This window comes from Alkalicoccus daliensis, from assembly GCF_900103955.1.
GTDB lineage: Bacteria > Bacillota > Bacilli > Bacillales > Salisediminibacteriaceae > Alkalicoccus > Alkalicoccus daliensis.
Genome location: NZ_FNIL01000001.1, coordinates 762919 through 777829, shown reverse-complemented (window position 1 = coordinate 777829; position 14911 = coordinate 762919). Strand labels below are relative to the sequence as shown.

The window sequence follows — 14911 nt, the reverse complement described above, 5'->3', positions numbered from 1 at the left end:
TGTGAAGGTGTAGGCGCCAACTTTAGAAGCCTGACTTCAGGCTTCATTTATTTTTGTGCCGGCACAATTTAAGAAGAAAAAGGAGCGAGGCCTGTGACTACTTATATGTCAGAGAAACGTATTGACGTGGAGCAGCTGAACAAAGATATTGAACAATTTCCTCAGGTATTCCCAATTACACCAGAAATGAATAAAAAACAAAGTGGAGTTTCAAGACTCGTAATGCTTGACCGATATACATTCAAAGATACGGAGAAGAAAACGTTGAAAACAGGAGATTTCGTTGTCCTTACTGTAAAATCAGATCCTAAATTTCCGGCTCGAGGCTATGGGTTTGTGACAGAAGTAAACTGGAATGACGGGACTGCAAAGATCGCAGTTGATGAAGAATTTGTTGGAGTTCTGGATCATCCTGAAGAAAAGAAAACTGGCATTGTGGAACGTCCATTGGCTACAATTGATAAACCTCTTGAAATTTATTATGAGCAGATCGCAAAGAGAAATGCGAGAGGCTTATCTTCTGTTGAAACTACAGAAGAAAAACAACAGGAATGGTTCGAAAAGTTTTATGCAGAACTGGTCAATATGAACTTTGTTCCGGCAGGAAGAGTGCTTTACGGAGCAGGAGCGGAAACAGATGTAACTTATTTCAACTGCTATGTAATGCCGTTCGTAGCAGATTCCCGCGAAGGAATTTCTGACCACAGGAAACAGGTTATGGAAATAATGAGCCGCGGCGGCGGTGTAGGAACAAATGGTTCTACGCTTCGACCTCGTAATGCTCTTGCAAGAGGAGTTAATGGAAAATCTTCAGGTTCTGTTTCCTGGCTTGATGATATCGCGAAACTTACTCATTTAGTGGAACAGGGCGGCTCCAGACGTGGTGCGCAGATGATTATGCTTGCTGACTGGCATCCTGACATTTTAGAATTTATCATTTCTAAAATGCAGAATCCAAGAATTCTCCGCTACTTATTGGAGCAGATTTCAGACGAGCAAATTAAACTTCTTATTAAAGAAAAACTGAAATTCACTCCGTTAAGTGAATTGGAAGAAGCAATGTACCAAAGCATTGTAAATTATAAGCACCTGGAAGGCCAGGGTGGATTTGACCCCAAAGTTATACGTGAAGCAGAGTCTAAACTTCGTGACGGCGGTACTTATCAGGTGAATAATCCTGAATTTCTGACCGGTGCGAATATTTCGGTATGTATTACGCATGATTTCATGAAAGCGGTGGAAGAGAATGCTGAATACGAGCTTCGTTTTCCTGATGTGGAAAACTATTCAGAAGCTGAAATGGAAGCTTATAACCGGGAATGGCAGGAATATGGTGATGTGCGTGAGTGGGAAAAACTAGGTTTTGGAATTCGGACTTACAGAAAAATTCAGGCACAGGAGCTGTGGAATTTAATTAATATCTGCGCCACCTATTCTGCAGAACCTGGCATTTTCTTTATTGATAATGCGAACGAAATGACAAATGCAAGTGCATATGGCCAGAAAGTAGTTGCTACTAATCCATGTGGGGAACAGCCGCTTGCTCCATATTCAGTATGTAACCTTGCTGCAGTAAATCTGGCAGAAATGGCTGATCTGGATAAAAAAGAAGTGGACTTTGATAAGCTTGCTAAAACTGTAGCGACAGGAGTAAGGATGCAGGATAATGTTATCGATGCCACTCCATATTTCCTTGAAGACAACACGAAGCAGGCACTTGGGGAAAGACGAGTGGGTCTCGGCGTAATGGGGCTTCATGATCTGCTGATTGAAACAGAAACAACTTACGGCTCAGCAGCAGGGAATGAACTGGTTGATAAAATTTTCGAAACAATTGCAACAACGGCTTACCGTACTTCCATTGAAATTGCGGGAGAAAAAGGAAGCTTTCCATATCTCATAGGCGAAAATGAAAAAGAAACAGAACATCTTCGTGATAAGTTTATAAGCACTGGATATATGAAAAAGATGCCTGCAGATATCTTAGAGGGAGTTAAAACAAATGGAATCCGCAACTCTCATCTGCTGACAGTTGCTCCAACAGGCTCTACTGGAACGATGGTTGGCGTTTCTACGGGGCTTGAACCTTACTTCTCTTTCTCTTATTTCCGAAGCGGAAGATTAGGGAAGTTTATTGAAGTGAAAGCTGAGATTCTGCAGCGTTATCTTGAAGCTCATCCGGAACAGGATCCGAACGAACTGCCTGAATGGTTTATATCCAGCATGGAATTAGCGCCGGAAGCACACGCGGACGTTCAATGTGTCATTCAGAAATGGGTGGACAGCTCATTAAGTAAAACAGTAAATGCACCTAAAGGATACACTGTAGATCAGGTGAAATCTGTTTACGAAAGATTGTATAAAGGGGGAGCAAAAGGCGGTACGGTTTATGTTGATGGCAGCCGTGATTCCCAGGTGCTGACCCTAAAAGCTGAAGAAAATGATAATTATGCAGTTGACTTAACTGGTGGTGAAGAGAAGAACGAAACTAACAAACCGGTAGTGCTTGTTGACACAATTAATGATCTGCGATCAACTTCTGTAACTTACGGAAGTGAAGTTGGAGATACATGTCCCGTATGTCGTAAAGGAACAATTGAGGATATCGGTGGTTGTAATACATGCACAAACTGCAGTGCGCAATTAAAATGCGGACTATAAAAAGCTTATTTAAAACGGGTTAATAAATAAAAACATGCTGTCAGTCTACTGACGGCATGTTTTTTTGTGAAATTTCTATTCGCATTCTGTGGCTTTAGAAAGACTGAAAACTCCATAGTAAAGCATTTTATGTTATGCTAAAATGAATTGTATAGAATGTATTTTTATCTGCGAGGTTTAAATGTTTGGAGGATCGCTGCATGCCGACACCCAGTATGGAAGACTATTTAGAAAGAATCTATCAACTAATCGATGAAAAAGGATATGCAAGAGTTTCAGATATCGCGGATGCTTTAGAAGTACATCCATCTTCTGTTACTAAAATGGTACAGAAATTAGATGCGAATGAATACCTGGTATATGAAAAATATCGTGGTTTGATATTGACTGCAAAAGGAAAAAAATTGGCAAGCGACTTGTTTTCAGGCACGAACTTTTAGAGGAATTTATGAGGATTATCGGAGTGGACCAAAAATATATATTTAAAGATGTGGAAGGTATCGAGCACCACTTAAGCTGGGAAGCGATTGATAGAATCGGTGATCTTGTACAATACTTTGAAGAAGATAATGATCGTCTGCTTGAATTGAGAAATGTTCAGGAAAAAAATGAAAAAAACATGAAAGAAGAATAAGGCTTTGAAAAAGCTTTTTAAGCAGATGAAAAACTACCTGAGCAACCCAGGTAGTTTTTTTATTAATTCTTTTCGGTACAGGATAATACTGGCTTCTGAGGATCTTGCATTCTTCGTCCAGGAGGTTATACTATTTGTTCAGATTTTCCATGCTTTTCATATAAATTGGCTGCCAGCATAATAAACGGAAGCATCAGCGTTATCCACAGACCGGTAAAAACACCGGAAATTAATTCTCCTGCAGGAAAGATACTGAATACTGGTCTTACAGCAGCATGACTAAATACGATGCCACCAGAACCTACAAGAAAAGCAATTATTTTTGCTTTTCTTGCAGTTGCTTCTATATTCATTCTTATTTTGTACTGTTCCAGGGAAGCACCGATGCCAATCCCAAGCAGTAATCCAGGAAATAACAGAAAATAAGCTTCTGGATAAATTAAAGCAGAGATAAAAAAAGGAAGAATAATAGCGAATGTAAATAAGTAGAAATCCGGCATAGCACCTAGCCACTCCAGACTTCGATAAAATGAATAACTTACAAATCCTCCTATAAGTATTCCCCCGCTTACAGTGAAAGCTGGTATCCCCTGCATAAGCAGATATAATAGGCTGATAATCAATGGAGCAGCAATACATATCACAAGCTCCCTGCGACGCTTACATAAAGGAAGTAAAAAAGCGAATAAAGTTACTGAAGCCTGAATATGCGGATGGGTAACCAGTACATTTTCGTTACTTAAATAAATAAACGGAAAGTATATTACAATAATATATCCTAAAGATAATGATAAAATGGTTAAATATAATAGCTGAAAGCCGGCACGTTTATCCAGCCCCCAATAGATGCCGCCGGCAGTAATCAGCCAGCCGACAAAAAGTAGCTGTGAGTATATACTTACAAAAAAAGAAGGAGCCGTCATAGTAAAACCTCCTGCATTTAAAAGCTGATTTCCATCAAATTTATTGTGAAGTTTAAGGAGAATACTGGTTCAAATAATAGAATTTAGATGCAGTTTTAATAGGTGGACAGAAAAAAAGCACTGCTGCTTAAAAGAAAAGAGCCAAGCAGTTAAAACAAAGCCCGGCTCTTCTTCTTTGTGTTCTTCTTTCCTTCAATCACCGTTAGTTTTACATCAGATTGACGTTTAACCAACGGTTTTGCTCTGCTTTTTTCCTGTTTTACAGTCTTCAGCTGAGTAGTGCTGCGGCGGGTTTTCGGTTTAGGCTTCGTTTTCGCCTGGGTGGAAGTAACCGGCCTGCCGTTTTTAACAGGAACCTGAAATCCGGATTGACGCTGCATTAATTTCGGCTGGATAAAACGCCGGAAAACTAAAATGAATAAAGTGAGTATCCCAATGGTGACAAATATGCTGGTAATAAAACCAGTAGGATCTTGAAATAAACTGGTTCCTATTCCAAGGACTGCAAGCCCTATTATTACTAAAAGCAGTAGATGGGATTTAACTTTGGACATATGCTCACACCTCCTAGGAATTTTTAGTGGAACGAGGGGCCGAGAACATTGAATATAATATATCTATTCTACACCAGTAGAGTAAATTCCTCTACGTTCTTTATTTTCTTTTCCCTTTTTGCAAGCAATTTACACCTCTATTTACGTGATGATGAACGCAACTATTCAAGTTCACTGGCGTATGATAAAATATGCGGGGGAGAGAATTCAATTCAGAACTGAGGTGTTTATTTTTGTCGAAAAAAATCCTAATTATAAATGGGCCTAATTTAAACAGACTGGGCAAAAGGGAACCGGATTTATATGGGTCATCAAGCCTGAATGATCTGGAAGAAATGTTAAGAAATGAAGCTTCAGGATTCGATATGGAACTGGATTTTTTTCAAGCGAATGTGGAAGGAGCAATTATAGACCGGCTGCACCAGGCAGAATCAGATGCAGCAGCGGTGATTATTAACCCTGGAGCTTTCACCCATTACAGCTATGCGATCAGGGATGCTATAGCAAGTATTCACATTCCTGTGCTGGAGGTTCATATTTCCAATGTTCACGCAAGAGAAGAGTTTCGTTCTACCTCTGTTACCGCACCTGTGTGTGCAGGGCAGATAAGCGGCTTGGGATTTGAAAGTTATACAGCAGGATTGTATTATTTTGCGAGGAGGCTCACGAATGAATAATATTAGTGCACTTAGAAAACAGCTGGCAGACAACAATATCGATGCTCTTGTAGTAACAAGTACATATAATCGCAGGTACATTTCAGGTTTTACGGGGACAGCTGGAGCTGCTTTGATTTCAAAGGAGGATGCAATTTTTCTTACTGACTTTCGTTATACAGAGCAGGCAAAAAAGCAAGCTGAAGAATTTGAAGTAATCGAACATAAGAAAACACTGATAGAAGAAATAAGCACTCAGGTTGAAAAACTTAACATTAAACGGCTTGGGTTTGAAAAAGCACATCTTTCATATGCAGAATACGAGAGCTATAAAGAGAAAATTCAGGCAGAGCTCGTACCAGTAAGCGGTTTGATTGAAAAGCAGCGATTAATTAAATCACCGGCAGAGCTGGAAATAATCCAAAAGGCTGTCGATATTGCTGATGCAGCTTTTGCGCATATCCAAAGCTATATAAAACCCGGTGCAAGAGAAATTGATATTTCTAATGAGCTGGAGTTCTTTATGAGAAAACAGGGAGCAGTCTCCTCTTCTTTTGATATAATAGTAGCATCAGGCTACCGCTCAGCACTTCCTCACGGTGTTGCAAGTGACAAAATCATTGAGGATGGAGATTTGGTAACTTTGGATTTCGGTGCCTATTATCAGGGATATTGTTCAGATATTACTCGGACAGTGGCTGTTGGTGAACCAAGTCAGGAACTTCGAGAAATCTACGAAACTGTTTTGGAAGCACAGAAAAGGGGGGTTGCCGGATTGAAACCGGGTATTACTGGTAAAGAGGCAGACGCTCTTACAAGAGATTATATTAATGAAAAAGGGTATGGGTCCTACTTTGGACACTCGACCGGTCATGGAATGGGACTGGAAGTTCATGAAGGTCCAGGACTTTCATTCCGCACAGATCAAAAACTGGAGCCTGGGATGGTTGTCACCGTGGAGCCGGGAATTTATGTTGCTGGTGTCGGCGGCACGCGAATTGAAGATGATGTAGTAATAACTGAAGACGGGTGCAGAATTCTGTCCCGGTCACCAAAAGAACTTATCATATTGGGATAGTGAATTTAAAAGGAGGATTTTAATAATGATTTCTGTAAATGATTTTAAAACTGGTTTGACGATTGAGACTGATAACGACATTTGGCAGGTATTGGAATTTCAGCATGTGAAGCCTGGAAAGGGAGCTGCTTTCGTTCGATCAAAACTGCGCAGTCTGCGTTCAGGAAATATACAGGAAAAAACTTTCCGTGGGGGAGAAAAAGTAGAAAAAGCACATATAGACAACTCAAAAATGACGTATTTATTTTCCAGCGGGGATACTCATTCATTTATGGATACTTCCTCCTATGAGCAGATTGAACTGCAGACTGCTCAGATCGAAAGGCAGCTTAAGTTCTTAAAAGAGAATATGGAAGTAAGTGTACTTCAGTATGGCCACGAAATTTTGGGAGTAGAACTTCCGCAGTCTGTAAAGCTGGAAGTTACAGAGACAGAACCTGGCATTAAAGGAGATACAGCGTCCGGTGGTACGAAGCCGGCTACACTCGAAACCGGGTTGACAGTGCAGGTTCCTTTCTTTGTGAATCAGGGAGATATACTAATAATTGATACAAGAGAAGGAAAATACGTTTCAAGAGCATAACGCTCACATTGAAGCTGAATTAATTTAGGAGGCAAAAGCATGGATTGGTCAGAATTAACTGAAGGTGCCAAGGCGGTACTGGAGCAGACACGCAACATTAAAAGCGATAAAATTCAAATTGTAGAATTTGAAGTAGGTTTTGAACAGACAGAGGAAGAAGCCGAGGGAAATCCTCCTGTTTCAATTCAGGAAGAAGATTACCAGAGCTTAAAACGCTTTACTAAAGAAAATGAATATGGAGAACATTACCATATGGCACGCAATAAAAATATTGTTAAAATTATTCTTCTGGAAGATGGAAAAATCCCGGATAACTTATCTGATTTTCCAATATTCCGTGAATACAAAACAGCACCCAAGCCTGAAGAGTCCTAATGAAAAAGGAGATGTCTAAAAGACATCTCCGATTTTTCTTTTTCCAGTGTAAGCGCTGTCAAATTCTTTTCGCGGGAAAAAGGTTTTCAATTATTGATTTTTAAGGTAGCATAAAAATAATGAGCATCAGGCACTAAGACCTGATAATCTACATATATAGATGATTTAAATTCGATAGGAGTGAAGAAACATGTTAAAAATCCAGGAAATAAGAGAACTCATTAAATTGATTGATGATTCAAGTATTGACGAATTCAAATATGAACAAAATGGAGCGAAAGTTTCTTTAAAGAAAAATAATGGGGGAGAAACAATCTCTGTTCCGCAGAAGCAGCAGCCTGCCGTACAGGCAGCACAGCCGGAGGCGCCCCAGGAGACAGCTGCGCCTGCTCCGCAGCAGACATCCCCGGAAGCTGAGCCTGAGACTGATTCACCAAAGGAAGGTCATTTTACAATAACTTCCCCAATGGTGGGCACATTTTATTCTTCCCCTTCTCCGGAGTCAGATCCGTATATTCAAAAAGGAGATAAAGTTTCAAAAGACAGTGTCGTCTGTATTGTAGAAGCGATGAAACTTATGAACGAAATTGAAGCAGAAGTTAAAGGTGAAGTAGTAGATATTCTTGTCGAGAATGGACAGCTGGTTGAGTATGGTCAGGATCTGTTCCTCGTCAAGCCGGAATAGAGGGATGAAAATGCTCAAAAAGATTTTAGTGGCAAATCGTGGAGAAATTGCAGTTCGAATTATTAGAGCCTGTAAAGAATTAGGCATAGAAACGGTAGCAGTTTATTCTGTTGCTGATAAAGAGGCACTGCACGTGAAATTGGCTGATGAAGCTTATTGTATCGGTCCAGCTTCCAGTACAGACAGCTATTTAAACTTCACCAATATTATGAGCATAGCAACACTTACAGAGTCGGATGGAATTCATCCCGGTTACGGCTTTTTATCCGAAAACCCTGACTTTGCAGAAATTTGTGATGCATGTAATATTACATTTATTGGGCCAAGTCCTCATGCCATCAGCCAGATGGGTACAAAGGATGTTGCCAGAAAAACGATGGAAAAAGCTGGGGTGCCTGTGGTTCCAGGATCCGACGGGCTTATTGAATCTCCGGAAAAAGGAGTGAAAATCGCTGAACAAATCGGCTATCCTGTCATTATTAAAGCAACAGCTGGAGGCGGCGGTAAGGGTATCCGGGTTGCCAAGACGGAAGAAGAGCTTATCAAAGGTATTTCAGTAACTCAAAAAGAAGCAAAAGCTAACTTTGGTAACGAAGGGGTATACCTTGAAAAATATATTGAGGATTTCAGGCACGTGGAAATTCAAGTAATGGCAGACTCTTTCGGGAATACGATACACTTGGGAGAGCGGGACTGTACTATTCAGCGGCGTCTGCAGAAGCTGGTGGAAGAAACTCCTTCTCCTGCTGTTTCTGAAAAAGTCAGGGCAGAAATGGGAAAAGCGGCAGTACGTGCAGCTGAAGCTGTAAATTACTGTGGAGCTGGTACGATAGAATTTATTTTCGATCATAATGATGATAAATTTTATTTTATGGAAATGAATACACGTATTCAAGTGGAGCATCCGGTGACGGAGATGGTAACGGGAGTGGATCTTATTAAAGAGCAGATTCGGGTTGCTTCCGGAGAAAAGCTTTCGCTTTCGCAGGAGGAAATAACGTTTAATGGCTGGGCCATAGAGTGCCGGATCAACGCAGAGGATCCGTATAAAAACTTTATGCCTTCTCCAGGTAAAATAAACTTTTACCTCCCCCCCGGCGGTCCTGGTGTAAGAATTGACAGTGCTGCTTTTACAGGCTATGCAATTCCGCCTTATTATGATTCAATGGTTGCAAAGCTGATTGTTCATGGTGCAGACAGAGAGGAAGCTGTAGCGAAAATGGAAAGAGCTTTAGGTGAATTTATGGTTGATGGGGTGAAAACTACGATTCCATTTCATATCCGGCTGTTCCAGCACGAAGTTTTCAGAAAAGGCGACTTCAATACGAAGTTTCTTGAAACTTATCCTATTCGACCGGAAGAGGAGGATGAAGATGGTAGATAACCATTTAGTAAAACTTTCAGAGGATAAAAATGAGCTGGGAAAAGTAGAAATTTCTCCAGAAGTTATAGAAGTTATTACCGGTCTTGCTGCAATCGAAATCGAAGGGGTAGACCATTTACGCGGTAACTTTGCATCTGGAGTTGCTGAAAGACTGGGGAGAAAAAGCACTCACAGTAAAGGTGTAAAAGTAGAACAGGCTGAAGACAGTATTACTCTGGATGTTTTTATTGTTACGAAATACGGCTACTCTATTCCTGAAGTAGGAAAGAAAGTACAGGAAAATATTGTACAGACGTTAAAAACAATGACGGCAATCAATGTCCTGCATGTAAATATCCATGTTACGGGAGTACAGTTTGAAACTAAAATTGAGCCTGAGCCTCGTAAAAAAGATTCAGATCACTTGTAATTAATGAAGCGGCAGTGGTATATCCACTGCCGCTTTCAAAGTGTTTATAAAGTAAGAAATTTTGTACATTTATGATTTGCTGTGTATAGGTTCTCCTCAACTTTCCGGCGGAAGCTTGCCGACCGGTCTTCAGCTATTTGCAATGCCTGCCGACATTACAAAGGATCTTCAGACTGCGCTTTACTCCCGCTGTCACCGCCGGGCGCTATAGAGAAAAGTTATTGCCGGAGAAAAAGTGTTCGTATCTTTACGGTTTCGTATAAAAACCAATGTCTCCCTTAATGATGCTGCAGGCGCAGAAGAGTCGACTCCTGGAGGATTTGAACGATTCTTATATCTTCCCAGGCGTTCTTTCCGGGAAGATATAGTAAGCATGCGCGAAACCAGCCAATGATCTTGAAATCACTGGAAAGAGCTCTTTGCTTTCCAGTGATTTGGCTGCGTGAAGCGATACTCCTCTTTTAAAAAGGCAGGTTAGCTGAGAGAGTTCCCTCCCGAAAGCGACCCTTCGGAGACAAAAGCATAGAATCGTATACTTATACAAAAAAAGTACTTTTTCAACAGCCTGGAAGCGGCAGTGGTATATCCACTGCCGCTCTTAAATGTAAAGTGAAAGATTGGCGATTAAAATTTTAATTAAATTAATTCGGGAAATCCTCCCGTGCACCAGCTGCTCAATTTATGCTATTATGAGTAAGTGTTGAAATGATCTGTGATAGATAAAAAAGGAGCAAGATATAATGAATCGAAGAGTAGCCAGGATCAAATCGGTCCAAGCGCTTTATCAAGTAGAAATGACAGGAGTAGAGCCTCAGACAGCGATTGAAACCGTACTGGAAGAGGGAGAAACCAGTGATGGGTTTTTAACACAGCTGGTGGAAGGGACGCTTGACAACCAGGAAGAAATTGACGGGCTCCTGGAAGGAGCCCTGGAACATTGGACGCTATTAAGACTCTCGAGAATAGACCGGGCCATTTTAAGACAGTGCGTCTATGAAATGAAATATATAGAAGATGTTCCTGTAAATGTAAGTATCAATGAAGCCGTGGATTTAGCAAAAGGCTTCAATGCAGAAGAAGAATCCGGCAAATTCGTTAATGGTGTAACTTCTAAAATTGCTTCAATTATCAGTGAAGAACTATAAATTCCAGGGAGTGATAATATCATGGCTGCAGAAATAATTTCAGGCAAGGAACTTGCTCTAAAAACAAGAGCAGAGCTGAAGGAAGAAACTAATAAACTGATTTCCCAGGGAGTAACTCCTGGACTTGCAGTAATATTGGTAGGGGACGATCCTGCGTCCTCTTCTTATGTAAAAGGGAAAGAAAAAGCATGCGCAGAAACCGGCATTTATTCTCAGGTAGACCGTGTTCCCTCAACTATTTCAGAAACAGAACTTCTCGAAAAAATTGAAACATTAAATAATGCAGATGAGATTCATGGAATACTTGTCCAGCTGCCTCTGCCTGATCATATTTCTGAAGATAAAGTAATTGAAGCGATTGATCCGCAAAAAGATGTAGATGGTTTTCATCCAATCAATATCGGAAAAATGATGATTGGCAAGGATACTTTTCTCCCTTGTACACCATTTGGCATCATACATATGCTCAAATCAAAAAATATTGAAATATCCGGCAGGCATGCTGTGATAATTGGAAGAAGTAATATTGTCGGAAAACCTGTCGGTCAGCTTCTTTTAAATGAACATGCGACAGTTACTTACTGTCATTCCCGTACAGCAAATATGAAAGAGATCACCAGACAGGCAGATATCCTTGTTGTTGCTGTTGGTAAAGAAGGGTTCGTAGACAGTTCCTATGTAAAAGAAGGAGCGGTTGTCATCGATGTAGGGGTAAACCGGAACAGTGAAGGTAAATTAGTGGGGGATGTAGTATTTGATGAAATAAAAGAGTCTGCTTCATATCTTACTCCAGTTCCCGGCGGTGTAGGACCGATGACGATTACTATGCTCATGTATAATACAGTGCTTTCTGCACAGCGGTTCGTTGAAAGAGAGCAGGGGGTAAAGTGAGTCAGCAATTTCTAAGCGTCACAGATGTTACCCAGCAAATAAAAAAGCTGCTTGAAACTTCAGCACGTCTGCAAAATGTGTGGATTCAGGCGGAAATTTCAAATTTCAAAAGGCATTCCCGCGGCCACATGTATTTCACCTTAAAAGACGACAACTCCCGACTCCAGTCAGTAATGTTTGCTGGAAGTAATAAATCTCTAAAATTTCAGCCTGAAAATGGAATGAGTGTGCTGGTAAGAGGAGATATCTCTGTTTACGAACCATTCGGCCAGTATCAGTTTTACGTAAAAGAGATGCAGCCTGACGGTATTGGCCATTTGTATATGGCCTTTGAACAGCTGAAGAAAAAGCTCAGCATGGCAGGGTACTTTGAAGATTCGATTAAGAAAAAAATTCCGAGAGTGCCGTCACATATAGGGGTGGTTACTTCTCCTACTGGAGCTGCAGTAAGAGATATTATTACTACAATAAGAAGAAGATACCCATTGGCAAAAGTGACTTTATTTCCAGTTCTTGTGCAGGGTCCTCAGGCAGCTGCATCAGTTTCAAAAGCAATTTATCAGGCCAATGGGATAACCAGCCTCGACACCCTCATAGTAGGAAGAGGAGGAGGATCTCTGGAGGAATTATGGGCGTTTAATGAGGAAATCGTAGCTACTGCAATATATAAATCTCATATTCCAATTATATCAGCAGTAGGACATGAAACTGATATTACCATCAGTGATTTCACTGCAGATGTCAGAGCTGCCACTCCTACGGCTGCAGCAGAGTTAGCTGTTCCAGACATCCAGGAAATGCGGGCGTTTGTCAGTGAAAGGCACGCACGGCTGTTAAGAGTGATGAGCCAGCATGCCAGTCAGGCAAAGGAAAGACTGCACCGCCTGGAAAACTCTTACGCTTTCAAGTACCCTCAAAAATTAATTGAAGAAAAAGAACAGCAGCTGGATATGATGCATGATCGTTTAAAGCGGAGTCTTGAAATAAGCACGAAAGAAAAGTCGAATACCCTGAAAATGTGGGATGACCGGTTAAAGAATGTCCATCCGCAGACAAAAATAATAAAAGCAGAGGAAAATCTGCTGCAATACAAAAAGGGATTGGAGAAGTCGATGGCGCAGCTTCTGCAGCGAAATCAGCAAAAGCTGGAAATGCAGATGTCCAAACTGGATCTCTTAAGTCCCATGAATCTCATGAAAAAAGGCTATTCACTTGCTTATACCAGCGAAAACAGCCTTATCAAATCAACAGAACAAATTCATGAAGGGGCGCAGATAAAACTAAGAGTAAAAGACGGAATGCTCGACTGTGAAGTAAAAGATATTACAAGGATGACAGAGGAGGAAAAATAAATGACAGAAGATAAAAAGCAGACTTCTTTTGAAACTTCCATGCGGGAACTTGAAGAAATTGTTCAGAAGCTTGAACAGGGAGATGTTCCTCTGGAAGAAGCAATAGACATGTTCCAGGAAGGAATGAAACTCTCAAAGGATTGTCATGACAGACTACATAAAGTAGAAAAGCAGATGACAGAGGTGCTTTCAGAAGACGGCACTTTATCTGAGCTGCCGGAGGGCGATCTTTAATGACAAACCTGCAGAATTTTATTGAGGTTCATAAAGAGCGGGTGGAAAATTTATTCCCTGAAATTATCGAGTCGCTGCACTGTTCATCTCCTCTTAAAAAATCTATGCTCTATTCACTGCAGGCAGGCGGAAAAAGAGTAAGACCGATGCTTCTTTATGCAGTACTGGACAGTTATAAAATAGATAAGAGTTTGGGAGACAACGCTGCGGCTGCGCTCGAGATGATTCATACTTACTCTTTGATTCACGATGATCTTCCCGCAATGGATGACGACGACCTGCGGAGAGGAAAACCGACCAATCATAAAGTTTTTGGGGAAGCTACGGCTATTTTAGCTGGAGATGCTCTTCTTACTCACAGCTTTTATTTGATTGCTTCAGATGACCGCCTTTCCACAGAAGTGAAAATTGAGATAATTAAACTTCTGTCATTTGCTTCAGGGGCAAACGGTATGGTTGGCGGACAGACGGCAGATATGGAAGCGGAAGGAAAGTCTATTGACGTCGATTCTCTTGAAAAAATACATACGCATAAAACGGGAGATTTATTAGCAGTTGCACTGCAGATCGGAGCCGCGATTGCCGGAGCTTCTCCAAAAGAACAAGATCATCTTTATCAGTTCGGGAAAAATATAGGGCTCTCTTTTCAGATCAAAGATGATTTACTGGATGTAGAAGGAGACCAGGAAATTATTGGGAAACCTGTCGGCAGCGATGAAGATAATGAGAAAAATACTTATGTAAAGCTGCTGGGGCTGAATGGTGCGAAAGAAAAGCTGGCATGGCACACGCAACTGGCTATGGATGAGTTAAGCGGTATATCGGCAGATACAGGAATACTGAAAGCCCTGGCGCAATATATTGGGGAGAGATCTCAGTAGCGAACGCTTGTCCGTACCTTTAAATTCATGTTACAATGAAGTATATGAGTGGTGCAGTATCCTAGTCGGTTCTACACTTTCGAAAGCGGGCCTAAAAATCCGCTAAAGGGCACATCGATGAAGTTCCTAGTCTTGGCTTGAGGCGCCCAGCCTTGGGTCTTGACTGGGAGTAAAGGCTGTAGGGCGATCCACAATGGCATGTGGGCGATGACCCTGCAACCGCGGAGGCCCGTAAGTGTGGCGTCGTTCCCATCGACGCTATGCTTATGGGTATGAACCTGCCACGCAAGTTAGGGAACTTGTGGGCAGCGTAGCCTGCCTTGAGTGGAGATTGAGGGGATTATGGTAAGCCAACCATATGAAATCGACTCTGCAAAAGAGGATAGAGAGTGCTGTTGAACTGTTGAGGAAAACTCCTAGGCTGTTCCGATGGACATTAAAAGAGGATTATAGTGCGTTCTAAGTG

15 protein-coding genes and 1 pseudogene are annotated in these 14911 nt (G+C 41.2%); 14 read left to right on the top strand and 2 right to left on the bottom strand.

What is annotated here, in order from left to right; all coding sequences use genetic code 11:
- The first annotated feature begins 105 nt into the window (after positions 1 to 105).
- Both BLP92_RS03790 and mntR read left to right on the top strand, forming a co-directional pair.
- Positions 106 to 2661 carry a vitamin B12-dependent ribonucleotide reductase gene (locus BLP92_RS03790; RefSeq protein WP_425284414.1) on the top strand — a complete coding sequence of 852 codons (2556 nt, stop codon included), beginning with the start codon at positions 106 to 108 and terminating at the stop codon, positions 2659 to 2661.
- A gap of 200 nt (positions 2662 to 2861) precedes the next feature.
- Positions 2862 to 3295 (top strand): annotated as a pseudogene (gene mntR / locus BLP92_RS03785) (transcriptional regulator MntR).
- Between the two features lie 125 nt (positions 3296 to 3420).
- Here the strand turns inward: mntR and BLP92_RS03780 are convergent.
- Together BLP92_RS03780 and BLP92_RS03775 are read right to left on the bottom strand one after the other, a co-directional pair.
- Positions 3421 to 4218, bottom strand: coding sequence for a hypothetical protein (locus BLP92_RS03780; protein ID WP_090840709.1), 798 nt, complete (start codon positions 4216 to 4218; stop codon positions 3421 to 3423).
- 149 nt (positions 4219 to 4367) lie between these two features.
- Positions 4368 to 4772 carry an SA1362 family protein gene (locus tag BLP92_RS03775; protein WP_090840707.1) on the bottom strand — a complete coding sequence of 135 codons (405 nt, stop codon included), beginning with the start codon at positions 4770 to 4772 and terminating at the stop codon, positions 4368 to 4370.
- A gap of 191 nt (positions 4773 to 4963) precedes the next feature.
- On the opposite strand from BLP92_RS03775, the gene aroQ reads away from it, so the two are divergent.
- From aroQ to BLP92_RS03715, 12 genes are all read left to right on the top strand, one after another.
- On the top strand, positions 4964 to 5449 hold the full coding sequence (gene aroQ / locus BLP92_RS03770) for a type II 3-dehydroquinate dehydratase (protein ID WP_090840706.1): 486 nt from the start codon (positions 4964 to 4966) through the stop codon (positions 5447 to 5449).
- Positions 5442 to 6506 carry a M24 family metallopeptidase gene (locus BLP92_RS03765; RefSeq protein ID WP_090840704.1) on the top strand — a complete coding sequence of 355 codons (1065 nt, stop codon included), beginning with the start codon at positions 5442 to 5444 and terminating at the stop codon, positions 6504 to 6506. Before aroQ ends, BLP92_RS03765 begins: the two co-directional genes overlap by 8 nt.
- 25 nt (positions 6507 to 6531) lie before the next feature.
- Entirely contained in the window at positions 6532 to 7089 is a 558-nt protein-coding gene (gene efp, locus BLP92_RS03760) for an elongation factor P (RefSeq protein WP_090840702.1), read from the top strand.
- A 39-nt stretch (positions 7090 to 7128) separates the two neighbouring features.
- Positions 7129 to 7464 carry a hypothetical protein gene (locus tag BLP92_RS03755; protein WP_090840700.1) on the top strand — a complete coding sequence of 112 codons (336 nt, stop codon included), beginning with the start codon at positions 7129 to 7131 and terminating at the stop codon, positions 7462 to 7464.
- Between the two features lie 190 nt (positions 7465 to 7654).
- Positions 7655 to 8149, top strand: coding sequence for an acetyl-CoA carboxylase biotin carboxyl carrier protein (gene accB, locus BLP92_RS03750; protein ID WP_090840698.1), 495 nt, complete (start codon positions 7655 to 7657; stop codon positions 8147 to 8149).
- Positions 8150 to 8159: 10 nt separating this feature from the next.
- On the top strand, positions 8160 to 9533 hold the full coding sequence (accC, locus tag BLP92_RS03745; RefSeq protein WP_090840696.1) for an acetyl-CoA carboxylase biotin carboxylase subunit: 1374 nt from the start codon (positions 8160 to 8162) through the stop codon (positions 9531 to 9533).
- Positions 9523 to 9942, top strand: coding sequence for an Asp23/Gls24 family envelope stress response protein (locus BLP92_RS03740; RefSeq protein ID WP_090840694.1), 420 nt, complete (start codon positions 9523 to 9525; stop codon positions 9940 to 9942). The genes accC and BLP92_RS03740 overlap by 11 nt, the downstream gene beginning before the upstream one ends.
- A gap of 740 nt (positions 9943 to 10682) precedes the next feature.
- Positions 10683 to 11087 (top strand): transcription antitermination factor NusB, encoded by a 405-nt coding sequence (gene nusB, locus BLP92_RS03735; protein ID WP_090840692.1) that lies wholly within the window; start codon positions 10683 to 10685, stop codon positions 11085 to 11087.
- A gap of 21 nt (positions 11088 to 11108) precedes the next feature.
- Positions 11109 to 11978: a bifunctional methylenetetrahydrofolate dehydrogenase/methenyltetrahydrofolate cyclohydrolase FolD gene (gene folD / locus BLP92_RS03730; RefSeq protein WP_090840690.1), complete on the top strand. Its 870-nt coding sequence runs from the start codon at positions 11109 to 11111 to the stop codon at positions 11976 to 11978.
- Complete coding sequence (gene xseA, locus BLP92_RS03725) at positions 11975 to 13330, top strand: exodeoxyribonuclease VII large subunit (RefSeq protein WP_090840688.1); 1356 nt, start codon at positions 11975 to 11977, stop codon at positions 13328 to 13330. Before folD ends, xseA begins: the two co-directional genes overlap by 4 nt.
- The gene (locus tag BLP92_RS03720; RefSeq protein ID WP_090840686.1) at positions 13331 to 13564 is read left to right on the top strand and encodes an exodeoxyribonuclease VII small subunit; all 234 of its coding nucleotides are present in this window, start codon (positions 13331 to 13333) and stop codon (positions 13562 to 13564) included.
- A complete protein-coding gene (locus BLP92_RS03715) occupies positions 13564 to 14445 on the top strand; it encodes a polyprenyl synthetase family protein (RefSeq protein ID WP_090840684.1) in 882 nt (293 codons plus the stop codon). Before BLP92_RS03720 ends, BLP92_RS03715 begins: the two co-directional genes overlap by 1 nt.
- The last annotated feature ends 466 nt before the right edge of the window (positions 14446 to 14911 follow it).